The sequence below is a fragment of the Parachlamydia sp. genome, from assembly GCF_050255895.1.
Classification (GTDB): domain Bacteria; phylum Chlamydiota; class Chlamydiia; order Chlamydiales; family Parachlamydiaceae; genus Parachlamydia; species Parachlamydia acanthamoebae.
Map to the genome: position 1 here is coordinate 1 of NZ_JBFWIR010000049.1, position 25,160 is coordinate 25,160.

Consider the following 25,160-nt stretch of genomic DNA (forward strand, 5'->3'; position numbering starts at 1 on the left):
AAAACTTTGAAAATTTGAGTATTACTCAATTCTATAATATGTGGGTCATTAGCTTTCGCTAACTTTCCTCACACAAGCTCTATAATTTATTTGCTTGCACATTGTCTTTTCTTCACTGTCAAAAAACAGATTATTCACTCTTTAGCGTGTTATTCGCTTCGTTATGTTTTGTTAACATTCGTTCGAAGGAAGTAATAAACATACAAGAAACGGATTATTTAGCGCAACGCCTATTTTTCTGAATCCGTATTTTTTTACGTAATTCATTTAAAGTCTGTGAATTGCGACTCATTATTTTCGTTAAATTGCGTTGCCTGAAATCAAACAAACCAATGCAAACTCGTTCAACACCCTAGTAAGACGAACGCAATAAAAATGCATGACTTGTAATTGATCGACTTGACCTCATTTGGCCAATCTTCGGTCGAAACCTGCTTTTGTTAGTTGAAACTTGCTATTGATTGTCCGCTCTAAGACTTTCAATTGCCACTTTTGCTTTGATTCATGAATAAGACAATACGTGAATTTTTTATAGAAAATTACATCAACATGCCTCATGGCCAGTATGGCAAGCTTTCCCGATACAATTCTAAAGTACTATCAACAACCATCTTAGACACGACAATCAAAAAAAAACGTCTCCCACAATAATACGCATAGGTAAAAGTGAACCCTTAAGAACGATTACAAAAAGTCTGCAGGAGATACCCAAAGAAAGGAGTATCTAACTGAAATTTTCTTTAATAAGAGCAAAGTTAATTTTCTATTAAAAGTCCTTTTACTATTACATCGCTTAGAAACTGGGGACTTCACCAATCGGTCAAAATAACTATGTTTTTATTTAATCGAACCAAACCGACTATAAAAAAATCATAAAGCAACGAGTAATCAAATCTTAAGATATGCTCCCTTTTAGTTTACTTTCTTTGAGTATGAGAGCCTCTTGCTTTCATTTTCCTTCTATGCTACACAAAACATAATCATTTTTAGGAGATCTTCCATGCAAAAAACACTACTGCTAATTCTAGGCGCTCTCAGTTTTACTCTTTCAGTCGTAGCAACTGATGTCATTGAACCTTCCACTCGCTTGTGTTTCCCTTCTGAAGTTCATTTTGAAGACAACAACTCTGACATTACCCTGAACTTAGCAGGAACAGCCGTAAGATCTAAATTTTTCATTAACATTTATGCAATCGGTTACTATTTACATAATCCTGTTAAAATGAAGCGAGCTGCTGTTTTTGATGAAATGTTAAAAGACGGTCAAATCAAACAATTCACGATTAAATGGGTGTATGAAGCCGATTTAAAAACTGTTCAAGAAGCTTTTTTTGCAGGATTTCATAAAACCTTGACAGATGAAGAATACAAAAGTATTGAGCCTTTAATTAAGGAATACATATCCCTATATACAGATGGAACTAAAAAAGGGGACGAACATGTTCTGCGCTGGTTTCCCGGAAATATGATTACCTTGGAAATTAATGGAGAGAATAAAGGAAAAATCGCACATCCCGTTTTTGCAAAAGGTTTATGGCGCATTTGGTTTGATTCGAAAAGCATCGTGAGTCGAAATAAGCTCGTGAAAAACCTCTTGGATTAAATCCGACCAACTTTAGTAAGATATTTTCATTTCTTTCGCAAGGCCGCTGTACCTGCACCTAATATAAATTCGTCGATGTGAAGTCCCTCAGATGTACATCCACCAACATCTTGGACTTCATCTCGACAACATGTAAAAGTCACAGAAAACATTCGATCTTTTGAGCGCATATATTTCATAAGAATACAAATAGAGACTTCTAAAAAATTAGGAGCTTCATAGTGAACGTTCGTTCTCTTGTTTACATTCGCAATTAACCGCTGCTAGCACTTTCCAATTTTTATTTACCAACATACAACTTGAAAGCTGCCTGCCATTTAAACAAGAAAAGATATTGAGAACAATTTCTGGGGTAGGGAATCAACAAAATTCGGCTTTTCTTGAAAATATGTCGATACTAATTTGGTTGCAAGACTTCTAATACAATGATTCATCGGATCCCAAACGCTTTCTCATCAATATCGGTACTGTTTCGTTCATGGGTAATTGGCATGAACGGATTTTTAGGAAACAGTCGTACGGAAAGCACAAAATAATGACAAAATATGAGTATCCATTAAATTAAAACGGGATGATCGTTGGGATAGAATGGTTCGATGTGCACAATGACGTCTCTGACTGCGGGCCAATCACGTTGAATTTCAGCACGTACTTCTTGGCTAATCTTATGGGCCTCTTCAACAGAAAGCTGGGGATCCACCTCTACATCAATATGCACCTGAGCATCCGGTCCGTACAACTGAATCCGAATTTTTTCTGTATCCATCACACCATTCACTTTTAAAGCGGATGAACGGACACGTTTGAAAAAATCGGGACTTGGGATTCGATCTAACAACTGATGCATGTTGTTGCGTGCAGCAAAAAGTCCGATCACCACCATGAATCCCGCAATCATGACAGCCCCCAATTTATCGATGATCCACGCCCAATTAGGAAAGTATGCTGCGATAATTAAGGCAATCGTCGCAATAAGGCTCGTAATGCTATCAATACGGTAATGTACTGCGTCGGCAGCTAGCGCGGGGCTATTTTCTTTTTTTGCAATGCGCATCACAAAACGATAAGAAATCTCTAAAAGAACAACTGCCAAAAAAGGAAATATCCATGCCCAACGATTCATGTCATATTCAACTGTAATGGGTTGAGCGAGCTGCGAAATTTCGCGTACTAACATCCCGCCCCCAATCAAAATCATGGAAGTTCCCAGTTGTAAGCCAGCCAAAGGTTCATAACGACCATGGCCGAAAGGATGGTTACGATCTGGTGGTTTATCGGCTAACCTGATAAAGAACACAAGAAATAACGTGGCTGCAACATCCACAAGACTGGAGAGGGCATCCATCATCAAAGCCGCACTTCCAAAAAGGATAAATCCAAAAACTTCAAATAAAATAATACCGAAGCGGATTAAAATTCCCCATTTCGCAGCTCGTAAAAGCTCTCGATTGCGATGTGCCCTCGATTGGAACACAGAATCTGGAAGCATAATGGGATCAGGAAAACATGACATGACGACCTACAAGAGCTTAGCTTTCCAGGCTTCTTCTTTAAAGCCCAGCAAAACAAAATCTTTTCCTAAAACAAAAGGTCGCTTAACTAACATTCCATTTTGAGACATCATTTTAAAAATCTCTTCCTGAGTCATTTCTGAAAGGCGTTCTTTTAAATTGAGTTTGCGATACTCTTCACCGGAAGTATTCAGGAGTTTTTTTAGATCACCCTGTACATAATCTAAAGCCGTTTTAAGCTCTTCTACAGAAGGTGGCTGCTCTTTAATGGGCAACACTTGATAAGCGATTTGAGCATGATCCAAAAATTTCTGCGCTTTTTGGCATGTTGAACATTTTTGATAAGAGTAAACTTTTAAGGCCATATGCTCTCTCTATTCAGATAAATTGATTTCGGAAAATTTGATGAGTCGAACGCCTGCGTCTTTCATTGCCTGAAGAGCCGCCTCTTCATCCCCTGGAGACAGATTCACCGCTTTACAGGCATCCGTCACCACGTAAACTTGAAAACCTAGATTTTCGGCATCAAGTGCAGAATATTTAACACAGTAATCGGTGGTCAATCCCGCGACATAAACATTTTGAACGCCTCGTTCTTTGAGGTAAGCTTCCAGACCTGTACTTTTAAAATACCCATTATCAAAAAAAGCGCTGTAGCTATCGATAGACTTATCGGTTCCTTTATAAAAAATGCGGATAAATCGATGAGAGGCTAAATTGTCAGGAAAGCATGCACCTGTCGTTCCTTGCACACAATGGACCGGCCAAAGAATTTGATCGATGTCTAAAAGTTTAACATGCTCACCGACAGACTTATTATGATGAACGGCAAAGCTTAGATGATCGTGTGGATGCCAATCTTTTGTAGCCACAATAGTGCTAAAAGGCAGCTCTATGAGCTGATTAATAACAGGGATAATTTGATCACCGTCTTTAACGGGTAATGCGCCCCCTGGCAAAAAGTCATTTTGAATATCAACGATAAGTAAAGCGTTCACAGTGCCCATTCTAGTTGCGGTTGTTTCCTTCAGGAGAAATTAAAAAATCACGAAACATTTCTGAACGAATCGTTTGGATGAGACGGACTTTTTTATCGTACAATGATTTTTCCATCCCAACCACATACTGATGAGGATTAAGAAAACGCTTAACCCCAACAGGAAACTGCAACAATTGTTCTTGTGTGCGATTACGAATCTCGTCAAGTGAAGGGGAATTGTATACCCTTTGACCTTCTTTAAAAACAGGAATTAATAGATCTTCACTTTGAAGATTAGAACTTAAGACCCTTTGACGTGTTGAATCAAAAGGATCGACTAAATGACACTCTTGTCTCATATCGGAATGAATATCATAGATTGCATCCGCAATATTTTCCTTCTCGGTTTTGTAACGTCGTACTTGCAAAATACCGGGATTTGAAATCTTCATCATCTGTTCAGAAAGTTTTAACTTGTAATGCCAGTCTTTCCCTGGATCGCGAATGGCTGACAGTTTATAGACGCCATCTAGTGCGGGTTGATCTTTAGCTGTGACAAGATTTGTGCCTACTCCCCATACACTGATTTGGGCTCCCTGACGTTTTAACTCGGAAATCAGTGTTTCGTCCAGTTCGTTACTTGCAAAGATCTTTGTTTCAGTGAACCCAGCATCATCCAATAATTTACGACTTAAGATACTTAGATAGGCTAAATCTCCGGAATCCAAACGTACGCCTAAAAGTTTTTTTCCTTGCGTTTTTAACCATTTGCCCACTTCAATCGCATTCTTAACACCTTCCAAAGAATCATAAGTATCAACTAAAAATACGCAATTCCCCGGCAAGCTTTTTGCATACGTTTGAAAAGCTTCTAATTCATCTTCAAAAGCCATCACCCAGCTATGAGAATGCGTTCCTTTAACTGGTATTCCGAATAATTTTCCTGCTAGCAAGTTAGAAGTTGACTCACATCCCCCAATATAGGCAGCACGACTTGCTGTCAAAGCTCCATCTACACCTTGCGCACGACGCATGCCAAATTCTAAAACAGGCTCACCATTGGCAGCAATGCATATGCGAGCAGCTTTCGTTGCAATCAGCGTCGAAAAATTAATTAAATTCAACAAGGGGGTCTCTAGCAATTGACACATAATCAAAGGGCCTTGTACACGCAGTAAAGGCTCATAAGGAAAAACAACCGTGCCTTCAGGAACAGCATCTAAAGAACAGGTAAACCGGAGATCTGCTAAGTAGTCAAAAAATTCCTCTTCAAACAATGGACCATCATCTGGATTTTTCAGAGACGCGAGATATTGCAAATCAGAGGGGTCAAATCGAAAATTTGTTAAGTAATCAATGACATATTCAAGTCCAGCAGCAACTGTAAATCCACCTTGAAAAGGAGGTCGACGAAAAAAAAGGTGAAAAACCGCTTCTTTCTTATCAAGCCCAGCCTTCCAATACCCATACCCCATCGTGAGTTGGTAAAGATCTGTTAGCAAAGACATCGACTGATTATAAATATGTAGGGAAGATGTATCTGTTTTCATAGGGAAAAACCTCTCGACATTTATAACGCGTTTGCTGGAAAAAGAAAACCTTTTTAATGGCCCCCCCTAAAATTCTTTGGCAAATAAATGCGCATCAATTGTTCGGCGGCAAAAGCAATATGTGACCAGGTATCAGAAAGACGATCTGTATTTATTATCTCTTGACTATGAAGGGGTAAAATGGCCGTTAGACCTTCCGCATAAGGAGGATTGAATCCTTGTTGTATTTGACCTACAATGGCAAAGACAGGAATCCCTTTTGCTTTGGCACGCTGCAAAACGCGCCACGGTCCTTTGTTTTCTAAAGTTTGTTCATCGAATTTTCCTTCCCCAATGATCACACAATCGCTTTTATAAAGCGCCTCATCAAATGCAGAAAGATCTAAAATATAATCTGTTCCAAGAATCATCTTTCCATTCAAAAAAGTATGCAAAGCCATGCCGATACCGCCTCCCGCCCCTCCACAGGGGAGCTCTAAAACTGAACGATCAAACTTTTTTTCCACAATATTTGCAAAATGCAAAAAGCCTCGATTTAATTCCTCTATTTGCCAAGAGGTCGCTCCTTTTTGAGCCGCATACATATTAGCCGATTTTGAAAATGGAGTGGAGACATCACATAACAAAATAAAAGAGGCCTTTTTAAGACGAGAGTCCAAATGGGAGAGATCTAGATCAGCTAGAGAAGTGAGAGCACCCCCACCAAAAGGAAGTGATTGCCCCTTTTGGTCTTTAAATAAAACACCTAATGCCTGAAGAGCTCCCATACCACAATCCTGTGTGGCACTACCCCCAATCCCTACAATAAATTTTCGAATCCCGCGATCTAGAGCTTCAAGAATGAGCTCGCCCACTCCGAAGGTTGTCGCATTCATGGGATTTCGCTGTTCAAAAGGCAGATTAGCGAGCCCACACACCTTTGCCATCTCGATGATTGCCACCCGGCCTTCTTCCGCAATACCCCATACCACTTCTTGTTGCGCACCAAAAGTTCCAGTTACCACACTTGTTCTTTCACTTCCTCCAAGGGCAAATAGAAGTGCGTCCAGTGTCCCGTCTCCTCCATCCGCAATCGGGAAAAGATGACTTTCTATCGTTGGAAACGCTCGCAAAAGACCATCTTGGATTGCCGCCGCCACTTGCATGGCGGAGGCCGTTCCTTTAAAAGCTTGAGGCACAATTAGGCAACGCATGTAGATCTCCCCTTTACAATCCATTTTCTATAGCCATAACAAACTGCATAATTATTTTCTCAAGAACTAAACAACCTGTTAAAGTTAGGATTCTAATCTATCTATTTAAGGAAAAAACAATGTCCCGTTTTGTCTATTTTTTAGCTCTTCTATGCGTCATTTTTTCTTATACCGAGGCAGGCATTTACTTGAGAGATAATCTTAAAAATGCTGAGGCAGGTGATTTTATTGTCACTATGCAAAACAAAACCTGTTCCCTTTTACACATTTACAGTAAAGAAGGGCAGTATTTAACGATTGAAGAAATTTCCCTTCCTGCTAGTAAAACAAAAAGCATGGATTCATGGCGTGCTTGGGTACAAGAGGGTGCTCCTGGCCACACTTCATGGACAATGTATTCAGTCAATTTGATGAATGGTGCTATTGATAGGTGCTTTTCTTTCACGAAAAATCGCTGGTGCGATCCCACACCAACAGAAAATTTTTTAGGAACGCTCCTGAATTTGCATTTAAACTTAGTTTCCACACATGAGCGCAAAAAAATTGGGGGTTATGCGATAGGAACCCCGGGTCCACGACGCATTTGGGAACCTCGATTAATAGTGGATGGAAACGTGATTACAGGTGTATCTTTTGATGCTTGGCGCACACACTGGCCAAAAGATGGAAGCATTCTCTCTGGAAAAACCATCGAAGTCTACGTGCCTTCAGAAAATACTCCCTATCCTTCTTATTTTCCATACTGGCTCGAAATTAGTGGGATGATGGGGCAAGCAAAATTGCGTGTCGTTGATTCTGGAAAGGGATTGCGTTCCCCTAAACCCTCTCTTTTTCAACTTGAAGCAGCCCTCTAAAAAGTTATCAACATTTAGATGACAGGTCTTATTTATTTAAAGCCTGTCATTTTTGTTTTGGATTCACACAATACAAGAAGCTGAGTATTAAATACTTAAGTTTACATCAAAACCTTATTTCTAAAAAAATTCCTGCAATTTAACTGAAGCTAAATCGCATATTTTTATTTTCATCATCAATCCACTTACAAACTTCCCACAAAAAACTCCCCTTATTTACAATTTTTTAGCAATTTTAACGAACAAAAGGCGAACTATTTAACCCCTGCAATCTGATTGCAAAATGGTTTTATAAAAGTTATACTTGAGCACTTATCACAATCAACCCGGTACGACCGTATGCATTTTTTCAACTCAACATTTTCATTACACAAATCCCGGCATATCATGAAACAAGCTTATGCCTGGTATAAGAGTAAAGGTAAAACCCTTCCCCTTAATCAATTTACACAATTTGAGAGTGATCTCCAAAAACTCGACCAAGCTTTACTTAATCGAGATCGTCAAGAAGCCGACCTCTATGCGCGTAAACTTGAAAACTTTTGTGATTCTCATTTTAAAAAAAATTGGCTGAATTACGGAACCGAATTTGTACTAGCTTTGGTATTTGCTCTACTTGCAGCTACGCTTATTCGACAAGTTTGGTTTGAGCCATTTGAAATTCCCACCGGATCCATGCGCCCCACTTTTAAAGAACAGGATCACGTCACTGTCTCAAAAACAGCCTTTGGAATTAACGTCCCCTTACAGTCCGCTCATTTTCTTTTTGATCCACAACTTGTGCAACGCTCTAGCATCTTTATTTTTGCACCCGATAATATGCCCATCACAGACACTGAGACGACTTATTTTGGCATTTTTCCCTATAAAAAACGCTATATCAAACGAATGATTGGAAAACCCGGTGACTCGCTGTACTTTTATGGCGGCAAAATTTATCTTGTCGACCAAAATGGCAAGCTTGATGAAGACCTTCTGAATGCCCCTTGGATGGAACACTTGGAGCACATTCCCTTTCTACGTTTAGAGGGAGAAGTAAAAGTTGCGGCTCCAAACCAGATAGTGTTTTCTCTCATGAATCAACCTCTCGGCCGTATTTCACTCTCTAGTACAGGCGCCATCCGAGGGGACATCTTTAATGGAAAAGAATGGATTAAAGATCAGCCCTTAGCACAAAAGCAAGAACACCATCAACTCGAAACCTACAGCGACTTTTTTGGGATTCGTAACTTTGCAAAAGCTCGTCTTCTAACCAAAGATGAGGTTAAAAAACTGACGACAATTGATCCTAATGACATCGGTGAAGGTATTCTCTATCTTGAACTCAGACACACGCCTTCCTTAACACCGCCACCAGCAAGGCAATTTTCGCCTCAAACCCCCGTGCATCTTTTGTTAAACGTTCAAACGACCCTCATCCCTTTAGATGAACAGCATCTGAATACGTTGATGGAAAATCTTTACACGGCACGCTTTATCGTCAAAGACGGACGTGGAAGACGTTTGGGACAGCCCCATAATACACCTGTAAGCCCATCTTTTTCAGGTATTCCAGATGGTACCTACGAATTTTATTACGGGAAAGGACTTCAAGTTGGATTTGGAGGCATTACATCGCCATTACCGGAAAATTCCCCCCTTTACGACAGAAGTTCAGCCAATATTCAAAAGCTGTTCAATCTAGGAATTGAAATGGCGACAAATTATGGCCCACTATCTAAAAATCAGCCTGATTTTCCCAATCGGTATGCTTACTTCCGTAATGGAGATTTGTATGTTATGGGAGCCCCGCTTTTTAAGAAGGATGATCCGATCCTTCAAAAATTTAATGAAAGAGAAAAACATCGCGAAGAAACATCCAGTGAAAGGCTACCCTATGTTGCCTTTAAAGACCACGGTCCACCTTTAAAAGATGGAAAAGTTGATGTAGATTTTATTCGCACCTTTGGTGTGACACTCCCGGCTAAATCTTACCTAGGTTTAGGTGATAATCATGCCATGAGCGCCGATAGCCGTGTGTTTGGCTTTATTCCAGAAGATAATATCCAAGGAGCTCCTTGGCTCATTATATGGCCAACAGGTGACCGTTGGGGCCCGCCTCCACAAAAACCTTATCCATTTGTGAACTTTCCGGGCTCTATTATTTGGGGACTTGCTCTTGCAATTTTAGGTGCTTGGTATGCTTACCATCGCTGGTCAATTAAAAGACCCATTTTCCATAAATTGCCTTAAAGAAAAGGCATGCCCGGTCATGAGGCCGGGCATGCTCTTGATTAGAATTCCGCTTTTCCAGGGAAACGTGGGAAAGGAATCGCATCGCGAATGTTTTCAATGCCTGTTACAAATTGTACTAGACGCTCAAAACCCAGACCAAATCCTGCATGCGGAACGGATCCGTATTTTCTTAAATCTAAATACCACCAGTAGTCTTCTTCTTTTAGATTGTTTTCGATTAAACGTTGCTTTAAGTAATCTAATCGATCTTCCCGCTGGCTTCCGCCGATAATTTCTCCAATCCGCGGAACAAGCACGTCCATGGCCGCAACCGTCTTCTCATCATCATTCAAACGCATGTAAAATGATTTAATTTCTTTTGGATAATCGGTAATGATCACCGGCTTAGAAAAATATTCTTCCGCTAAAAATCTTTCATGCTCAGACTGTAGATCTGATCCCCATTTGACTGGATATTCAAAAGGCTTATTGGCTTTTTCCAAAATGCGAACGGCATAGCTATAAGATGCCCGCTCGAATGGTGTATTGACAATATGTTCAAGTCGTTCACGCAATCCAGGTGAAACGTATTGATTGAAGAAATCAATATCTTCTTCACAATGCTCTAAGACATACTTAACCGTATATTTGAGATATTCTTCAGCACAATCCATATCATCATTAATATCAGCAAAAGCCATTTCAGGCTCGATCATCCAAAATTCTGCCAAGTGTCGAGAGGTGTTGGAGTTTTCTGCCCTGAAAGTTGGTCCAAAAGTATAGATATCAGATAATGCGCTCGCATAAATTTCTCCTTCCAACTGACCTGAGACAGTGAGATAAGTTGGCTTTTCAAAGAAATCCTTAGAATAATCTACTTTCCCCTCTTTTGTTCTAGGCAAAGCGTCAGGATCCAATGTACTTACACGAAACATCTTCCCTGCACCTTCGCAATCGGAAGAGGTAATAATTGGAGTGTGAATATAGAGAAACCCTTTTTTCTGAAAGAATAGGTGCGTTGCAAAAGAAAGGGCATTCCGAATACGCGCCACAGCACCCAAGGTATTTGTACGAGGACGCAAATGCGCAATAGTGCGCAAAAACTCGTAGGAATGACGTTTTTTCTGAAGAGGATAGGTCTCTGGATCGCAAGGGCCGATAATCTTGACCTCTTTAGCCACCAGTTCTAACGATTGATTTTTACCTGGACTTTCCACAACAGTCCCTTGAATTGCAACAGAAACCCCAGTACTTAACTCTTGCATCGTTCTTTCGTAGTTGGGGAGATCTGGATTTGCAACGACTTGAAAATTGGATAGTGTGGATCCGTCGTTAATTTCGATGAAAGTAAAGGTTTTTTGATTGCGAACTGTCCGCACCCAGCCTTTAATGGTGACGTCACTTCCGACAGGGGAAGGTCTATCCGCTGGAGGGTTTTTCAGTTGTTTGATTTTCATACGCATGTTTATGTGCCTTTTTCTATAATTTTAGTGGAGCGAAGACTATTTCTTCGTAAAATCCTGTAGCATTTGAATCTCAACTTCCCACAATTCTGGCCCACCCGGAGTTTCCAGATATTTTGGAAGATGTTTCGTTCTCAAATCTGTCATTAAAAATTGAAAAGATTCGATTCCAATTAACCCTTTTCCTAAAGGTTGGTGTCGGTCGACACGTGTGCCTAATCCTTTTGCCGAATCGTTTACATGAAAAGCATAAAGATGCTTTAAGCCAACAACGCGGTTAAATTCTTCAAGCGTTGCATCCCAAGCTGCAGATGTTCGAATATCATATCCTGCTGCAAAAATATGGCAAGTATCAATACACACCCCGATCGGAAGCTTGTGTTGAACTTTATCGATAATGTAAGCAAGGTGCTCAAAGCGCCAACCTACTGCCGATCCTTGACCTGCTGTAGCTTCTAAAAGCAAACGCGTCTTGCGGTTTTCAAGCAGATCTTGCATTCCAAGCAAACTTTCACAAATGCGATCTAAACATTGTTGCTCGGTCGCTTCGACTGCCGCCCCTGGATGGAAATTTAAATAGGAAATGCCGAGTTGATGACAACGTGTCGCTTCTTCTCTAAAAGCTTTTCTGCTTTTCTCTAAAAGTTCTGGATTAGAAGATCCTAAGTTAATCAGATAGCTGTCGTGGCTCATGATTTGTTCTAAACCAGTCTCATCTAAAGCTTTTTCCCAGGCTTTAATCTCCTCGTCCCCTAAAACTTTTCCCTGCCATCTTTTTTGATTGCTCGTGAAAAGCTGAATTGTTGTTGCTCCAATCCGTTTGCCTTCTAATAGAGCGTTTTGGGCGCCACCTGCAGCAGACGTGTGTGCTCCAAGCAATAATTTTTCTGTTCTCATCAACCGATCCTTTCATTATAATGACCCGTTATCTTATCAAAGAGAAACTCTTGTTGACAATCGGGATTTTTTCTTTTTAAGATGGTCGGCATGAACAACAAAAAAACAGATTCCACCCACACTCTTTTTAAGTCTGCAAAACACTTTTTTAGTGGCACACTGTTAAGTCGTATTTCCGGCATGGGACGCGATATCGCCATGACGTTTGCCTTTGGAACAAGTCCTGCTGTTGCCGCATTTTTGCTTGCCTTTCGCTTTGCGCATCTTTGCCGCCGTTTATTTGGTGAAGGCGCTCTGCATGCAGCTTTTATTCCCCTCTTTGAAGATGCTCGCGCGCAATCTACAACAGATGCCTATACCTTTTTCCTCGGCCTCAAGGGTAGCCTTTCCCTGTTTTTGATGACTTTGACCCTATTGATTATGGGAGGATTGGGAGTCGCATTATCATTAGGTTCTTTGTCATTAGGAAACCAAGAAATTGTTTGGCTAACATTTTTAATGATGCCCAGCCTCTTTTTTATTTGTTTATTTGGACTCAATTCGGCCTTTCTAAATTGTGAAAAACGTTTTTTTATTCCAGGAATCTCTCCGATTATTTTCAACGTCATTTCCATTATCAGTGCATTGCTTTTGCAAAGCTCTTTGCCAGAATATGCAATGGTCTGGCTTTCTTTCAGCGTGATTTTAGGATGCGCCTGCCAATGGTTGATGACTCTTCCTTCCATTTATTCGTTATTTCAAGATGAGTCTTTTCATTTTTCATGGGGACAGCTTATCCCAAGCCTATCGATTTTAACACGCCTGGGAAAACCTCTTCTTTTTGGCATTGTAGGGGTTGCGGCTTCCCAAATTAACAATACGATGGATGTTCTTTTTGCACGATATGCCAGTGCAGAAGGTCCAGCCTATCTATGGTATGCCATCAGACTTCAGCAACTCCCCCTTGCTCTTTTCGGAATTTCCCTTTCGGGAGCCCTTCTGCCCCCCTTAACACGTGCCATTAAAGAAAACCAACCTCAGCTCTTTGCACAATTTTTGCGATTCTCTTTAGAAAAAGCATTTGCATTGATGATTCCTCTTTCGTTTGCGCTTCTCCTATTGGCCGGTCCCAGCATCAACTTCATTTACGGGAGAGGACAATTTTCTGATCACTCCACCTATCAAACAGCCTTATGTCTTTGGGGTTATGGGTGTGGACTGCTGCCTATGGCGCTGGTTTTAATCTTAGCCTCGGTTTTTTATGCGCAAAAAAATTACCGCATTCCAATGATTGCTTCGATGATTGCAATGGGATTAAACGGCTTTTTAAACACAGTTTTGGTGGGAATGCTTGGGTGGGGAGCAGCAAGTGTTGCTTTAGCGACAAGCATAAGTGCTTGGGTTAATGTCTTCTATCTTCTCATTGCGTTGCCTAAGAAGGAGTTTCTTTTTCCTCTTCTACGTCCCTTGAGCAAAATCACAGCCGTTTCTTTTTTAGCTTTTTTCGGAGCCTGGACCACAACCCATTTTTTGATTGGCGATACCTCTTTCCAAGCGTTGCTATTTCAGGTCCCCGTCCAATTTCCCCGTGAATTTTTGATGCAATGCTTCTGTTTTTTTGGCGAAGCTCTTTTGTTTTTTTTGTTTTTGGGATTGGCTAGCTGGATCTTCAAAATCAGCGAAATTAAAAACTTTTTTAACACACCTCCTTCTCAAGAAGAACAACCGCTACCTCTGCAATCGCTTTGACTCAAATCGTTCTTCAACAACAGAAACACATTGATTTTGAAAAAAAACTATTATAGTCTGCATGAAGAATCTTTCTCGAAAACCGCACAGTTAACATTGCGAGACGATCCATGTTGATAAAACATAACCCCTTCTCCTTAACAGTCATCTTGATATGCCTTGCATCCTGTGTGATGGCTGAACTTATAGAAGTCGCAAGCTCTCCAACGCATATGTGGAATGGATTAGCTATCTCAAAAAATGGCAGAATGTTTGCCACCTTTCATCGAATGCCAGATGAAACAGAAAATCCGTCGATCGCCGAAGTGCTCTCTGATGGCTCGATCAAACCTTTTCCTGGTGGGGAATGGAATAATTGGATTCCAGGAAAACCTGTAGATAAGGCTTTTGTAAACACAAATGCGGTGCAAATTTTTGATGATAACTTCTTGTGGGTAGTGGACTTTGGAGCTTTTGATGGAAAAGTCATTGAAGGAGCTTCTAAAATTGTTCAAATTGATCTGAACACTAATAAAGTGCACAGAATTTATTTTTTCGGATCCGAAATAGCCCCTTTAAGAAGCCATCTCAATGATATTAGAATTAAAGATCGAATCGCTTACATCAGTGAGTCAGGAATGGGAGCTCTGATCGTCCTGGATTTAGATACTTGCAAAGCACGTCGATTGCTTGGTAACAGTCCCTTAACTAAGGCAGATCCAAATCGCATTCCGATAGCAGAAGGAAAAGAAATGCGCGACTCATCCGGTAAGATAGTGATTAATCATGTCGATGATATTGAGTTAAGCCCAGATGGACAATGGCTTTATTTTTCCACAATGACCGGGCCCTTGCGACGTATTCGAACACGCTATCTTAGGGATCAATCATTAGCAGACTCTGATCTCAGCGGCAAGGTAGAAACTTACTATGATATCCCAACTATTGGGGGAATGACGAGTGATAATGAAGGAAATTTTTATTTTTCGGATGCGACTCACTCCGCCATCAGCATGCTCACACCCGAGAAACAGATGAAGTTTCTTGTAAGAGATAGCCGCTTAGCTTGGCCTGATGCTCCTTATTTAGCAAATGATGGTTATTTATACATCCCTGTAGCACAAATTAACCGATTGCCAACATCCCAGGGTGGTGTATCTAGAGTCCAACCCCCATTTAAAATATTTAAGCTTAAGGTGAGGTAAACCCGCAAAGTTTTACAGATTTTCGGTTCTTCTCTATAACTGACATTAACTTTCTTTGCCTTAACAGCCCGAGCTAACGAAGACTTCATTGACACTGTTAAATCAAATTTACAAACCTCTCACATTCCATGACCTCTCTTGAATGAGAGTTTCATATTTATCATCTTGTGGATGAATTTTTGACAAACTATCCGCAGCTTTCTCCATTGAATCGAGGTCGACAAAAGACATTTAATATCTGGAGCCTATAAAACGTGATTTACAATGCACCTGCAAGCCTTCAACTGTTTTTTTGATCCATTTTTTCAAAAGATCTCAGTTTATCTAGGTTAGCCTGACGGTTATATCCATAGTTGCCAAAAAATCGTCGAACAGAAGTTGCTGCTCGTTTGAATAAAGAGCTTTTTGCCAATAAGAAATCCCCTTTCTTATCGAGTTCTTCAAGCTTTTTAATGATTGCCGGTAGTTTTGCTGTACACAATCGATTGTGTTCTACATTGAGTTTTTTTATCATTTCATTGATGCAAAGAGATCCCCTAAAACCCACATCAAGTACGAGTCTTCTTCCTCCAAATAAACCTACCCGCCAAGAAAGATTGTTTAAAAAATCAATGATTTGATCATCCTTAATTGCATATGCGAAATGCGTTCTAATATTCATACGTGTTCCCATTTTAAGTAAAATCACAAGCAGTTTAAGAAGCGTTGTCGTATACAACTAGTCGCAATATATCAAACAAGAAGTTCAAGAGAAAGTTTAACTTTCTGATTGATTCAAAAATTTTCACAAACCTACAAAAATGGAAAAAGCCCAACTCTTACGAGATGAGCTTAAATTCTTCCAATCCGATTGATAGCAACTATTTAACAGTTTTTCGTATATTGTCTTAATGTGTCGATTGAAATCACGTTTACTCCCTCAATCCGGTATTTTTCAAGATAGGCTCTGACATCTTTTATTCGACTTCTTTCTGTTGCAATCCATTTGATTTCTTTACCCAGTTGCAAACCTTGTTTTGCTCGAAATTCAGTTTTGACGGGTTTAAAAGCTTCTGATTGATTTGAGATTAGAATGATTGGATAAGCATCATTGATATGTTGCTTTTGTTCTTCAGTAAAAGTCAATTCCTCACTACCAAATAAAACCTCTTCTAAAAGATCAAAATGCTTCCTTGCCTTTTCTAAAAATGGATTTAATCTTTCTTGTATTTCATCCATCGTAGACAAAAATTTATCTGGATACATTAAAATAGAGCCCCAGAGATGGGAAAGATTACCTATCCCGTAAAAGGAATGAAAAAAACTATTCTCAAAAAACGGAAAGGACGCTTCTCCCTTTCGAATAGCTGCTCTTTTATGCAATAATTGATATCCATTTTCATTTAGCAACCGATTCAGTTTTATAATGGCTTCATCGTTTTCAGGCAAAACCTCGAGATCCATATAAGGAGCTAAATCAATTTGATCCGAGCGTAGAAATTCTTCACATTTTTCAAGAAAATGAGCATGTTGTATATCGTCATAAGGCCTAGATGGATCCAATTGAACAAATTTACCTATGAAAGAAGCAAAAAGATAAAAATTCATAAAAGTGCATTTGATAGACTGAAGAGCTGATTTAACCACATCTGCTTTTTCTGGGATAATTAAAGTTATGCCTCGCTGTTTTGCTCGGATTGCAAAAATAAGGCTTTGAGTAAAATAAAAGTCCTCTAAGGCATGTGCAAAATTAAGGGCTAATGCTTTTTGAGCCTCCTGATCGTTTTGAATATCACCCGCATTCGGCTGTCTCGAATAACTTTCAGTAACTCTTGAGAGAGGATATCCACTACTATTCAATCTTCCAAAACACGTTGCTCCATCAGCAATAGGAATATTTAATCCTCCTAAAATGATTTCACCTCCTATGGGCGCCATCTTTTTTTGCAGTAGCTCCCAAATAGAAACTAATCTTTGATCCGTGTAAGGAAGCTGAGCAAAAATTACGGAAGAAGTTCCATGAATAAACGGATCTGATTTACAATATGCTTGCAAGTCTTTAAGTGTTTTTTGATCAACTTTTTCGACTTCACTAAGGTTGGGAGCTTTTTTAGCTTGGACTGGCTTTTCATATGTGTTCTTAAAAGATCTCAGGTCATTTAATTTAGTGCTTCGATTAGAATTGAAATTGCCAAAAAATCGCCTAACTGTCGTCGTTGCACGCTTAAAAAAAGAGCTTTTAGCTAATAAAGAATTCCCTTCTTTATCCAGCTCCTCAATCTTTTTAACGATTGCTGATAACTCGGTTGAATTTAGCTGGCTAGATCCTAAACTGAATTTTTTTATGATCTTATTAAGACAAAGAGTCCCTGTAAAGTCAGGGTCTTTATGCACTAACTTTCTTCCTCCAAAAGTTCTTATTTTCCAAGAGAGATTGCTTAAAAAATCAGTTGACTTATTATTTTTGATTGAATTTTCTAATTCATTTATCACTTTCATTTTTAAACCTTTAAAATTAAATCATAATAATTTTATCGAAAATAACAATTTTAAACAACTTTATAAATTAAACAGATTTTCTGAAATTATCTTAAAATGAAAAAAGCCCAACTCTTACGAGCTGGGCTTCAAAACTTTCGAACTTTAGCGACTGCGAACGATTAGGTAGAGTGCGCTAAGAAGTCACAAATTTCAGGAAGATTAATGGGGATTGGCCATGGCATTAATTCATAGCTAGGATATTCAAGCAATTGTCCAGAAAAATTCTCTTTATCAATAGAAAGATACTCTGGAACTGAACGCATACTGCTATCTTGAGCTTCTTGAATTGCTTTAATTCCGCGAGATTTTTCTCTAACAGAAATAACCATACCTGGTCGAACTTGGAAAGAACGACGGTCTACTTTTTTCCCATCAACAAGAATGTGACCATGAGAAACAAGCTGCTGCGCTGCAAAAATTGTGCTTCCAAATTTTAAACGGTGAACCACAATGTCAAGTCGGCATTCAAGCATTTGAGCCAAAACTTGTGCTGTATTTGCTTCTAATCTTGCTGCTTTTTTGTAATAATTGATCAATTGGCCTTCACTCAACATGCCATAAATAGCTTTGAGCTTTTGTTTTTCTTCTAGCTGAACCCCGTAGTCTGATTTTTTTCGACGTCGCGCGCCATGCATGCCGGGCGGGTTGGGTTTATGTAGAAGCGGATTGCGTAAGCGGCCAAACACATTGGCGCCAAATCGCCGTGCGATCCGATTTTTTTTACCTGTATAACGAGCCATTTTTTCTCCTAAACGATTTCCAGCTGCGACTTTAATAATATTTAATTGCGATGCTGCATTATCACACACAACCCCGTTTTTTTGCAACAGCAATCAAAAAAGTTACATACTCAAAACAACGGAATATCAACGACCTAGCCTTTGGTTTAGAGATTCTGCATATTTTGGTTGGGAAACCTTGCCCAAAAAAAATATAAATAATATCTTGAAATTTTCTAAAGCAACCGATTCCTTCCCCATTTCGACTTAAAATTTAGGGCATATGCATGCAAGCTAAAAGCAAAAAAATCCTGGATGATTCTCAGACAGTTCTTTCCAATCTTTTGCATGAAATAGAGAAGATTTCGGGGACACCGCCTTCCAAAGAAATCCATTCAAGCGAGACCGTTCTTTTAAAAAAAATCCAGGTTCAGCTTGAACAAATGCAAACATTTCAGCAGGAACTGCACGGAACCAACCAAAAGTTACTTGCTAAAATTCGAGAACTCGACTCTTTGACTCATTACTTAATCAGCATTCTTTGTAACATTTCACAAGGACTTCTTTTTATTGATCTGAATGGAAATGTCACCACTTATAATGCCGCCATTGAACAAATTTTAGAAGTCCAACCTCATTTAGTTCTATTTAAGCAATTTTGGAAAAACTTTGACGACAGTCTATTCGGCTTTGCGATTCGCGAAGCTTTAGAAAAAAAGCATTCGCCCGAAACACACTACACCAATTTTGTTTCTCCTTCCGGTAAGCAATACGACCTCGAAATTCACACAACCTTTATCCTGCAAGATACACAAAATCCTGGTTATTCAGAACAAGACTCGATGCAGGGCATTATTATTTTAGTCCGCGATGTCACCGAAATCAGACGCTTACAACTCATCGCAAAACGGAATAGCCGCATGAAAGTTTTAGGGGAAATGGCTGCCAGTGTTGCCCATGAAATTCGCAATCCACTGGGTGGAATTAAGGGATTTGCTTCACTGCTTGAAAGAGATTTATCTGATAAACCTGAACTGCAAAAAATGGCCGGCTACATTGTACAAGGAACCGATAATCTGAATCGTTTGGTCACCCAAGTTTTAAATTACTCCAGACCCCTGCAACCTCAGTTTGCCTCCATGGATCTTGTACAACTTCTCGAAGAGCTTCGACTACATATGCTGGTCGATCCTTCTGTTAAAGAGCGCATTGACATCAACTTAGAAACAGACCTCCCGGAATTGTGGATCCACGCAGATATGCAGATTTTACGTTCCGCCATTCTTAATCTGATGGTAAACGCGGTTCAGGCAATGCCCAATCATGGAACCCTTACATTAAAACTCATTCAACAAGAAGAACTTGCCATTATTCAAGTCAAAGATACAGGAATAGGTATTCCTTCCGAAAATCTCGAAAAGATTTTTTCTCCATTTTTTACAACCCGACCAGAAGGAAATGGATTTGGCCTAGCAGAAGTGTATAAAGCAGTCGAAATTCACGGTGGAGATATAGAAGTTCATTCAATTGTGCAAAAAGGAACAGAATTTTCTTTAAAATTACCCGTAAAAGCTTATAAGTAGGGAAGAACCCCATATTTAAGGAATATCTTATGTCCGTGGAAAAGATATTGATCGTTGACGATGAATCGATCGTCAGAAATTTTCTTGCTGAAACGCTTCGTCGGAAAAACATTGAAGTTGTCACTGCCGAAAGTGGCAAAAAAGCACTCAGCTTAATTAAAGATACCCCTTTTGATATGGTCATCACGGATATGAAAATGCCCGATCTAACAGGTATTGACATTCTCCGAAAATGCAAAGAAATATCTCCTAATACAATAGTCGTCGTCATCACCGCATTCGGAAGCATTGAAAATGCTGTGGAAGCCATGAAATTGGGAGCTTTTAACTATCTCATTAAACCGTTTTCTCCTGACACCATTGAAGCAATCATTGAAAAAGCCAAAGAACATCTATCCCTCGTCCAAGAAAATCAGTACCTGCGCCAACAAGTCTCAACCGGGGATAGTCGCAATCATTTTCAAATCATCGGCGAAAGCCCTATCATGAAGCAAATTTTAAGAGATGTCACAAGAGTAGCTCAAAGCAATGCCAGCGTTTTTATCAATGGGGAATCCGGAACAGGTAAAGAAGTCATAGCCCAAGCCATCCATGCGAATTCTGCGCGTTCTCAGTTCCCTTTTATTAAAGTTAACTGTGCTGCAATTCCCGAAACATTGATTGAATCGGAATTTTTTGGACACGAAAAAGGGGCTTTTACAGGCGCTAATTTTAAACGCCTCGGAAGATTTGAACTAGCCCACAAAGGCACCCTTCTTTTAGATGAAATCACAGAAATTCCCCTTGCCGTACAAGCAAAACTTTTACGTGCTATTCAGGAGCAAGAATTTGAGAGAGTCGGAGGAAGCAAACCAATTAAGGTGGACGTCCGCTTGATTTCAACATCAAATCGTGACATGAAAGACGCGATTGCCCACAAAATTCTGCGGGAAGACTTATACTATCGCCTAAACGTTGTGCCCATTTATCTCCCTCCCCTACGAGATCGCCCAGAAGATATTCTTCCACTGGCGCACTACTTTTTAGAGAAAATGTGTATGGAAAATCACAAACAAGCCAAAACATTTTCTAAAGAATCCATTAAAAAGCTTGTTGGCTATGCATGGCCAGGAAATGTGCGTGAATTAGCTAATATCGTCGAAAGAGCTGTTGTCATGACGACCAATTCTGAAATCACACCAGAACACCTTTACATCGAAAATAATCATCCGAATCTTCCCCTAAGAACAGCTTCTACTCTCTCACAAAATACCCTTACATCTCTCCCCGTTGGAATGACTCTTCAAGAACTCGAAAAAAGGCTTATTATTGAAACTTTGCAAGCCCAGCATAATAATCGCACAAAAACGGCAGAAGTTTTAGGGATAAGTGTGAGAACGCTTCGCAATAAACTGAATGAATACAATATGAAAAATGAAAGATAGAGCGGGTTACCCCGATTAGTCCAAGCTCCCGTTTAAGGGAGTTTTTTTTCATTGACTTCCTTCTTCTCCATGCTCAGAATTTGAAATTCAAAGCAAGGAGGAGCCATGCCCAAATTAATACAACCCGTCTGGAATTTAAAAAGTCTGTACCCTAAGAATTCTCTTCCGAAAATCGCTGAAAATCTTGCGCAAAATATCCAAAAACTCAGGGATCTTCTTTCTTCTAAGGATCTTTTAGAATCGATCTTAGCTTTACAAGATGTCGATGCACATCTTTCCAATGCCTTATCTTATGCCGGTTGTCTGATTGCTCAAAACACCAACGACCACGAAGCCATTCGCTTTAATGAAAGACTTCAAGTGGCCTCAGCGAGCTTCCAAAATCTGAATGATGCACTTAATCAACAATTGGCAAAATTATCAAAAAAACAATTTTCAGATCTTTTAAAACATCAAGAACTTCAACCCATCCAGTTTGTTTTGGAAGAACGGAGATTAAGAGCTTTAGAAAAACTGCCTCTTGAACAGGAGGCTTTGATCCACGATCTTGCAGTCGATGGGTTTCATGGTTGGTACCAACTTTATCAAACACATGTAGGAAAAATGCGTATTCCTTGCACCATTGAGGGAAAAAAACAATTGCTATCCGTTGGACAAGCCTATAACCAACTGACGCACCCCGATCACAAAACACGTAGCCACGTGTTTACACAATGGACAAAAGCATGGGAAAAAGAAAAAGATACTTTAGCACAAATTCTTAACCACATTTCGGGCTTTCGATCCAAAGTTTATGAAAAAAGAGGATGGAAATCTTCTCTTAAAGAAGCTTTAGATTTAAATCGTTCAAGTGAAAAAACCCTTTCGACAATGTGGCAAGTGATCTCCGAGAATAAAACCCCTTTTTTGGATTATTTCAAAGCCAAAGCCAAACTTCTCAAACAAAAAAAACTGGCATGGCACGACATCGCAGCTCCAATAGGTAAACAGCAGAAAAATATTTCCTATCAGGAAGGGTTTGCTCTGATTGAAGAACATTTTCAAACGTTTAGTCCATCCATGGGACGCCTTGCAAAGCAAGCTAAACAGCAAGAATGGATTGAAGCTGAAGACCGCCCGGGTAAAAGCCCTGGAGGCTTTTGCACACCTTTTCCACTGCAAAAGCAAAGTCGCATTTTCATGACATATTCGGATTCGTTGGATAACCTCATGACTTTAGCGCATGAACTCGGGCATGCATACCACAGCCAAGCTGTATTTGACCTTCCGCATCTCGCCCAAAGCTATCCGATGAGTCTTGCTGAAACAGCTTCCACATTTGCAGAACAAATTTTATCTGATGCGCTACTTAAAAAAGCGACCAAATCTGACGAGAAAATTTTTCTCCTTGATCAAAGATTGCAAAGAAGCAGCATTTTTTTCATGAACATCCACAGTCGGTTTTTGTTTGAATCCGAATTGTATGAAAAAAGAAAACACTCCACTCTTTCTGCCGATGAACTATGCGAGATGATGCAAAACGCTCAAAAAACAGCTTTTTGCCAATCTTTGAGTGAATACCATCCCTACTTCTGGGCAGAAAAGCTACATTTTTATCTTACCGAACTCCCCTTTTATAATTTTCCGTATGCTTTCGGATACCTTTTCAGCATGGGAATTTATGCTCTCGGTCAAACATCGCCTAAAGGCTTTGCCAAGCGTTATCACAGCCTGCTGCAAGATACGGGGAGAATGAGTTGTGAGGAGCTTGCTAAAAAGCACTTAGATGTGGATTTAACAGCCCCAGATTTCTGGCAAGGCGCCATCGATGTTGCCATCAACGACGCCCGACAATTTGCGCTGGCAGCCAAAAAAAAATTTTAGAAGCTGTTCTGAAATCTATAACATGTTGATTCAGACTGTCTTTTTTTACACAAACTTCTATTTTTATTTGGATTAATCGATTGGGAGCAGGTCAATCATTTTTATTCTTGCTCCATTTTTTCCCATAAAACATAACCTTCACCATCATAGGCGCCAATTAGAATCATCCTTGTTTTTTTACAGATGTGTTGGATATCTTCTAGCGAAAGGGTATGGTTATCATTTTTGAAACAATCAGCCTCTGTTAAAACTCCCACAGAGTGCCAAAAAGAAAATGCAATCCACATACAATCTGATATAAACTCGCGATTTTTATTATGCTCTCTGATTACATACATAACTTCATCTTCATGCAGATAAATACTTTTCTTTTCGTAGAATTCTTTTAAAGGAGGGTCGTCGGGGCTGCTCATTACATCATCAAACACACAAGAAAGTTTTTCATCGGAAATAAGCTTATGAAAAACAAAATCACTTAACTCTTCCTTTATTGTAGATATTTCTTAATGACGCGATTTTTTCCCATCAATTTCGGTGACAATTATGGGATTTTGAGGAAGAATAATACCGCTTTTAAATTCATAAAGTCTTTCCAAGTCGGAACCTAATGTCAATAAAGTAAAAAAAACACCCGACTTAAAATCGACTAAATTAAGAAGCTCGGAAGATAATACATTTTTTATATCTAAGTTTTTTTTTAACAAATTCAATCGTACGATCAAAATCTAATTCGTGTCTATACAATGTTTTCATTTTTTAGGCTCCCATGTTCTGTCGAGGAATAGTCTTTCCTCGTATGCCCTTCCAGTGAGACCTTTGGTGGAGAATGTTTAAAATTTGGATGCTTAGCTGATCTTTACAAAATTCTTTCGCTTTCTTAATCCTTGATCCAGATATGTAACAGACTCAAATTAGTTAGAATTTCTATTTAAATTGGTATGAAAAAGGAGCAGCCAAAGTCATTTTTATTCTTGTTCAATTTTTTCCCATAAAACATACGCTTCACCATCATATGCACTAATGAGCATCATTTTAGTTTTTTTACAGATGGCTTGGATATCTTCCAACGAGAGAATATTGCTGTCATTTTTGAAACAATCAGCCTCTGTTAAAACTCCTACAGAGTGCCAAAAAGAAAATGAACTCCGCATGCAATCTGATATAAACTTGTGGTTTTTATTATGTTCTCTGATTACATACATAACTTCGTTTTCGTACAAATAGATACTTTTTTTTTCGTAGAATTTGTTTAAATAAGAATCATCATAGTCCATTGTAACCTCATCAAACACACAAGAAAATTTTTCATTGGAAATAAGTTTATGAAAAACAAAATCACTTAACTCTTCCTTTATTGTGGGGACTATTTGATGACGTGATTTTTTTCCATTAGTCTCGGAAACAATTATAGGATTTTGAGGGAGGATAACGCCGCTTTTAAATTCATAAAGCCTTTCTAAGTCAGAACCTAATGTCAATAAAGTAAAAAAAACACCCGACTTAAAATCGACTAAATTAAGTAACTCTGAAGATAATGCATTTTTTATCCCTAATTTTTTTTTAACAAATTCAATCGTACGGTCAAAGTTTAATTCGTATCTATACAATGTATTCATTTTTTAGGCTCCCATGTCCCGTCGAGGAATGGTCTTTCCTCGTATGTCTCTCCTGTGAGACCTTTGGCGGAGAATGTTTAAAATTTGGATGCTTAGCTGATCTTTACAAAAACTCTTTCGTTTTCTTAATCTGACCTGATCCAGATATGTAACAGACTCAAAGTAGTCAGAATTTCTATTTAAATTGGTATGAAAAAGGAGCAGCCAAAGTCATTTTTATTCTTGTTCAATTTTTTCTCATAAAACATACGCTTCACCA

Annotated in this window: 22 protein-coding genes and 1 pseudogene; 9 read left to right on the forward strand and 14 right to left on the reverse strand. The window is 39.2% G+C overall.

Features of this window, described 5'->3' with window-relative positions:
- Positions 1-1,000 precede the first annotated feature (1,000 nt).
- A complete protein-coding gene (locus AB7E63_RS09250; protein ID WP_006340428.1) occupies positions 1,001-1,603 on the forward strand; it encodes a chalcone isomerase family protein in 603 nt (200 codons plus the stop codon).
- A gap of 26 nt (positions 1,604-1,629) precedes the next feature.
- Here the strand turns inward: AB7E63_RS09250 and AB7E63_RS09255 are convergent, their stop codons facing one another.
- From AB7E63_RS09255 to AB7E63_RS09285, 7 genes are all read right to left on the reverse strand, one after another.
- A complete protein-coding gene (locus tag AB7E63_RS09255) occupies positions 1,630-1,773 on the reverse strand; it encodes a hypothetical protein (protein WP_006340427.1) in 144 nt (47 codons plus the stop codon).
- A gap of 46 nt (positions 1,774-1,819) precedes the next feature.
- Complete coding sequence (locus AB7E63_RS09260) at positions 1,820-1,948, reverse strand: F-box-like domain-containing protein (RefSeq protein ID WP_079891778.1); 129 nt, start codon at positions 1,946-1,948, stop codon at positions 1,820-1,822.
- Positions 1,949-2,159: 211 nt separating this feature from the next.
- Positions 2,160-3,116: a cation diffusion facilitator family transporter gene (locus tag AB7E63_RS09265; protein WP_006340426.1), complete on the reverse strand. Its 957-nt coding sequence runs from the start codon at positions 3,114-3,116 to the stop codon at positions 2,160-2,162.
- Positions 3,117-3,122: 6 nt separating this feature from the next.
- The gene (locus AB7E63_RS09270; protein WP_006340425.1) at positions 3,123-3,479 is read right to left on the reverse strand and encodes an arsenate reductase family protein; all 357 of its coding nucleotides are present in this window, start codon (positions 3,477-3,479) and stop codon (positions 3,123-3,125) included.
- A 9-nt stretch (positions 3,480-3,488) separates the two neighbouring features.
- Entirely contained in the window at positions 3,489-4,121 is a 633-nt protein-coding gene (pncA, locus tag AB7E63_RS09275) for a bifunctional nicotinamidase/pyrazinamidase (RefSeq protein ID WP_006340424.1), read from the reverse strand.
- Between the two features lies 1 nt (position 4,122).
- On the reverse strand, positions 4,123-5,643 hold the full coding sequence (locus AB7E63_RS09280) for a nicotinate phosphoribosyltransferase (protein WP_013924788.1): 1,521 nt from the start codon (positions 5,641-5,643) through the stop codon (positions 4,123-4,125).
- Between the two features lie 53 nt (positions 5,644-5,696).
- The gene (locus AB7E63_RS09285; protein ID WP_013924787.1) at positions 5,697-6,836 is read right to left on the reverse strand and encodes a glycerate kinase family protein; all 1,140 of its coding nucleotides are present in this window, start codon (positions 6,834-6,836) and stop codon (positions 5,697-5,699) included.
- Between the two features lie 119 nt (positions 6,837-6,955).
- On the opposite strand from AB7E63_RS09285, the gene AB7E63_RS09290 reads away from it, so the two are divergent.
- Both AB7E63_RS09290 and lepB read left to right on the forward strand, forming a co-directional pair.
- On the forward strand, positions 6,956-7,690 hold the full coding sequence (locus AB7E63_RS09290; protein ID WP_006340421.1) for a hypothetical protein: 735 nt from the start codon (positions 6,956-6,958) through the stop codon (positions 7,688-7,690).
- 387 nt (positions 7,691-8,077) lie between these two features.
- On the forward strand, positions 8,078-9,922 hold the full coding sequence (lepB, locus tag AB7E63_RS09295) for a signal peptidase I (protein ID WP_006340420.1): 1,845 nt from the start codon (positions 8,078-8,080) through the stop codon (positions 9,920-9,922).
- Between the two features lie 41 nt (positions 9,923-9,963).
- Here the strand turns inward: lepB and asnS are convergent, their stop codons facing one another.
- The gene (gene asnS / locus AB7E63_RS09300; protein WP_013924786.1) at positions 9,964-11,367 is read right to left on the reverse strand and encodes an asparagine--tRNA ligase; all 1,404 of its coding nucleotides are present in this window, start codon (positions 11,365-11,367) and stop codon (positions 9,964-9,966) included.
- A gap of 39 nt (positions 11,368-11,406) precedes the next feature.
- Positions 11,407-12,264 (reverse strand): deoxyribonuclease IV, encoded by an 858-nt coding sequence (locus AB7E63_RS09305; protein ID WP_006340418.1) that lies wholly within the window; start codon positions 12,262-12,264, stop codon positions 11,407-11,409.
- 90 nt (positions 12,265-12,354) lie between these two features.
- Between AB7E63_RS09305 and murJ the strand changes: the two genes are divergently transcribed.
- Both murJ and AB7E63_RS09315 read left to right on the forward strand, forming a co-directional pair.
- Positions 12,355-13,992, forward strand: coding sequence for a murein biosynthesis integral membrane protein MurJ (gene murJ / locus AB7E63_RS09310; protein ID WP_006340416.1), 1,638 nt, complete (start codon positions 12,355-12,357; stop codon positions 13,990-13,992).
- A gap of 110 nt (positions 13,993-14,102) precedes the next feature.
- Entirely contained in the window at positions 14,103-15,176 is a 1,074-nt protein-coding gene (locus tag AB7E63_RS09315) for an L-dopachrome tautomerase-related protein (RefSeq protein ID WP_036745937.1), read from the forward strand.
- 280 nt (positions 15,177-15,456) lie between these two features.
- Here the strand turns inward: AB7E63_RS09315 and AB7E63_RS09320 are convergent, their stop codons facing one another.
- The 3 genes from AB7E63_RS09320 to rpsD form a co-directional block, all read right to left on the reverse strand.
- The gene (locus AB7E63_RS09320) at positions 15,457-15,837 is read right to left on the reverse strand and encodes a hypothetical protein (protein WP_050784546.1); all 381 of its coding nucleotides are present in this window, start codon (positions 15,835-15,837) and stop codon (positions 15,457-15,459) included.
- A gap of 203 nt (positions 15,838-16,040) precedes the next feature.
- The gene (locus tag AB7E63_RS09325; RefSeq protein ID WP_006340412.1) at positions 16,041-17,654 is read right to left on the reverse strand and encodes a hypothetical protein; all 1,614 of its coding nucleotides are present in this window, start codon (positions 17,652-17,654) and stop codon (positions 16,041-16,043) included.
- Between the two features lie 161 nt (positions 17,655-17,815).
- On the reverse strand, positions 17,816-18,436 hold the full coding sequence (gene rpsD / locus AB7E63_RS09330) for a 30S ribosomal protein S4 (RefSeq protein ID WP_036745944.1): 621 nt from the start codon (positions 18,434-18,436) through the stop codon (positions 17,816-17,818).
- A 266-nt stretch (positions 18,437-18,702) separates the two neighbouring features.
- Between rpsD and AB7E63_RS09335 the strand changes: the two genes are divergently transcribed.
- From AB7E63_RS09335 to AB7E63_RS09350, 4 genes and pseudogenes are all read left to right on the forward strand, one after another.
- The gene (locus AB7E63_RS09335) at positions 18,703-19,998 is read left to right on the forward strand and encodes a two-component system sensor histidine kinase NtrB (protein WP_006340409.1); all 1,296 of its coding nucleotides are present in this window, start codon (positions 18,703-18,705) and stop codon (positions 19,996-19,998) included.
- Positions 19,999-20,027: 29 nt separating this feature from the next.
- Positions 20,028-21,188: pseudogene (locus AB7E63_RS09340) on the forward strand (sigma-54-dependent transcriptional regulator); the annotation flags it as partial.
- A gap of 84 nt (positions 21,189-21,272) precedes the next feature.
- A complete protein-coding gene (locus AB7E63_RS09345; protein WP_348638802.1) occupies positions 21,273-21,422 on the forward strand; it encodes a helix-turn-helix domain-containing protein in 150 nt (49 codons plus the stop codon).
- Positions 21,423-21,527: 105 nt separating this feature from the next.
- The gene (locus tag AB7E63_RS09350) at positions 21,528-23,285 is read left to right on the forward strand and encodes a M3 family oligoendopeptidase (protein ID WP_006340407.1); all 1,758 of its coding nucleotides are present in this window, start codon (positions 21,528-21,530) and stop codon (positions 23,283-23,285) included.
- 101 nt (positions 23,286-23,386) lie between these two features.
- Here the strand turns inward: AB7E63_RS09350 and AB7E63_RS09355 are convergent, their stop codons facing one another.
- Both AB7E63_RS09355 and AB7E63_RS09360 read right to left on the reverse strand, forming a co-directional pair.
- Complete coding sequence (locus AB7E63_RS09355; protein ID WP_428419323.1) at positions 23,387-23,698, reverse strand: hypothetical protein; 312 nt, start codon at positions 23,696-23,698, stop codon at positions 23,387-23,389.
- A gap of 552 nt (positions 23,699-24,250) precedes the next feature.
- A complete protein-coding gene (locus AB7E63_RS09360) occupies positions 24,251-24,901 on the reverse strand; it encodes a hypothetical protein (RefSeq protein WP_428419325.1) in 651 nt (216 codons plus the stop codon).
- Positions 24,902-25,160: the final 259 nt, after the last annotated feature.

Coding starts and splice junctions, on each gene's coding strand:
- AB7E63_RS09250 (WP_006340428.1), top strand. CDS start 1,001: ATGCAAAAAACACTACTGCTAATTCTAGGCGCTCTCAGTTTTACTCTT.
- AB7E63_RS09255 (WP_006340427.1), bottom strand. CDS start 1,773: ATGCGCTCAAAAGATCGAATGTTTTCTGTGACTTTTACATGTTGTCGA.
- AB7E63_RS09265 (WP_006340426.1), bottom strand. CDS start 3,116: ATGTCATGTTTTCCTGATCCCATTATGCTTCCAGATTCTGTGTTCCAA.
- AB7E63_RS09270 (WP_006340425.1), bottom strand. CDS start 3,479: ATGGCCTTAAAAGTTTACTCTTATCAAAAATGTTCAACATGCCAAAAA.
- pncA (WP_006340424.1), bottom strand. CDS start 4,121: ATGGGCACTGTGAACGCTTTACTTATCGTTGATATTCAAAATGACTTT.
- AB7E63_RS09280 (WP_013924788.1), bottom strand. CDS start 5,643: ATGAAAACAGATACATCTTCCCTACATATTTATAATCAGTCGATGTCT.
- AB7E63_RS09285 (WP_013924787.1), bottom strand. CDS start 6,836: ATGCGTTGCCTAATTGTGCCTCAAGCTTTTAAAGGAACGGCCTCCGCC.
- AB7E63_RS09290 (WP_006340421.1), top strand. CDS start 6,956: ATGTCCCGTTTTGTCTATTTTTTAGCTCTTCTATGCGTCATTTTTTCT.
- lepB (WP_006340420.1), top strand. CDS start 8,078: ATGAAACAAGCTTATGCCTGGTATAAGAGTAAAGGTAAAACCCTTCCC.
- asnS (WP_013924786.1), bottom strand. CDS start 11,367: ATGCGTATGAAAATCAAACAACTGAAAAACCCTCCAGCGGATAGACCT.
- AB7E63_RS09305 (WP_006340418.1), bottom strand. CDS start 12,264: ATGAGAACAGAAAAATTATTGCTTGGAGCACACACGTCTGCTGCAGGT.
- murJ (WP_006340416.1), top strand. CDS start 12,355: ATGAACAACAAAAAAACAGATTCCACCCACACTCTTTTTAAGTCTGCA.
- AB7E63_RS09315 (WP_036745937.1), top strand. CDS start 14,103: ATGTTGATAAAACATAACCCCTTCTCCTTAACAGTCATCTTGATATGC.
- AB7E63_RS09320 (WP_050784546.1), bottom strand. CDS start 15,837: ATGAATATTAGAACGCATTTCGCATATGCAATTAAGGATGATCAAATC.
- AB7E63_RS09325 (WP_006340412.1), bottom strand. CDS start 17,654: ATGAAAGTGATAAATGAATTAGAAAATTCAATCAAAAATAATAAGTCA.
- rpsD (WP_036745944.1), bottom strand. CDS start 18,436: ATGGCTCGTTATACAGGTAAAAAAAATCGGATCGCACGGCGATTTGGC.
- AB7E63_RS09335 (WP_006340409.1), top strand. CDS start 18,703: ATGCAAGCTAAAAGCAAAAAAATCCTGGATGATTCTCAGACAGTTCTT.
- AB7E63_RS09345 (WP_348638802.1), top strand. CDS start 21,273: ATGACTCTTCAAGAACTCGAAAAAAGGCTTATTATTGAAACTTTGCAA.
- AB7E63_RS09350 (WP_006340407.1), top strand. CDS start 21,528: ATGCCCAAATTAATACAACCCGTCTGGAATTTAAAAAGTCTGTACCCT.
- AB7E63_RS09355 (WP_428419323.1), bottom strand. CDS start 23,698: ATGAGCAGCCCCGACGACCCTCCTTTAAAAGAATTCTACGAAAAGAAA.
- AB7E63_RS09360 (WP_428419325.1), bottom strand. CDS start 24,901: ATGAATACATTGTATAGATACGAATTAAACTTTGACCGTACGATTGAA.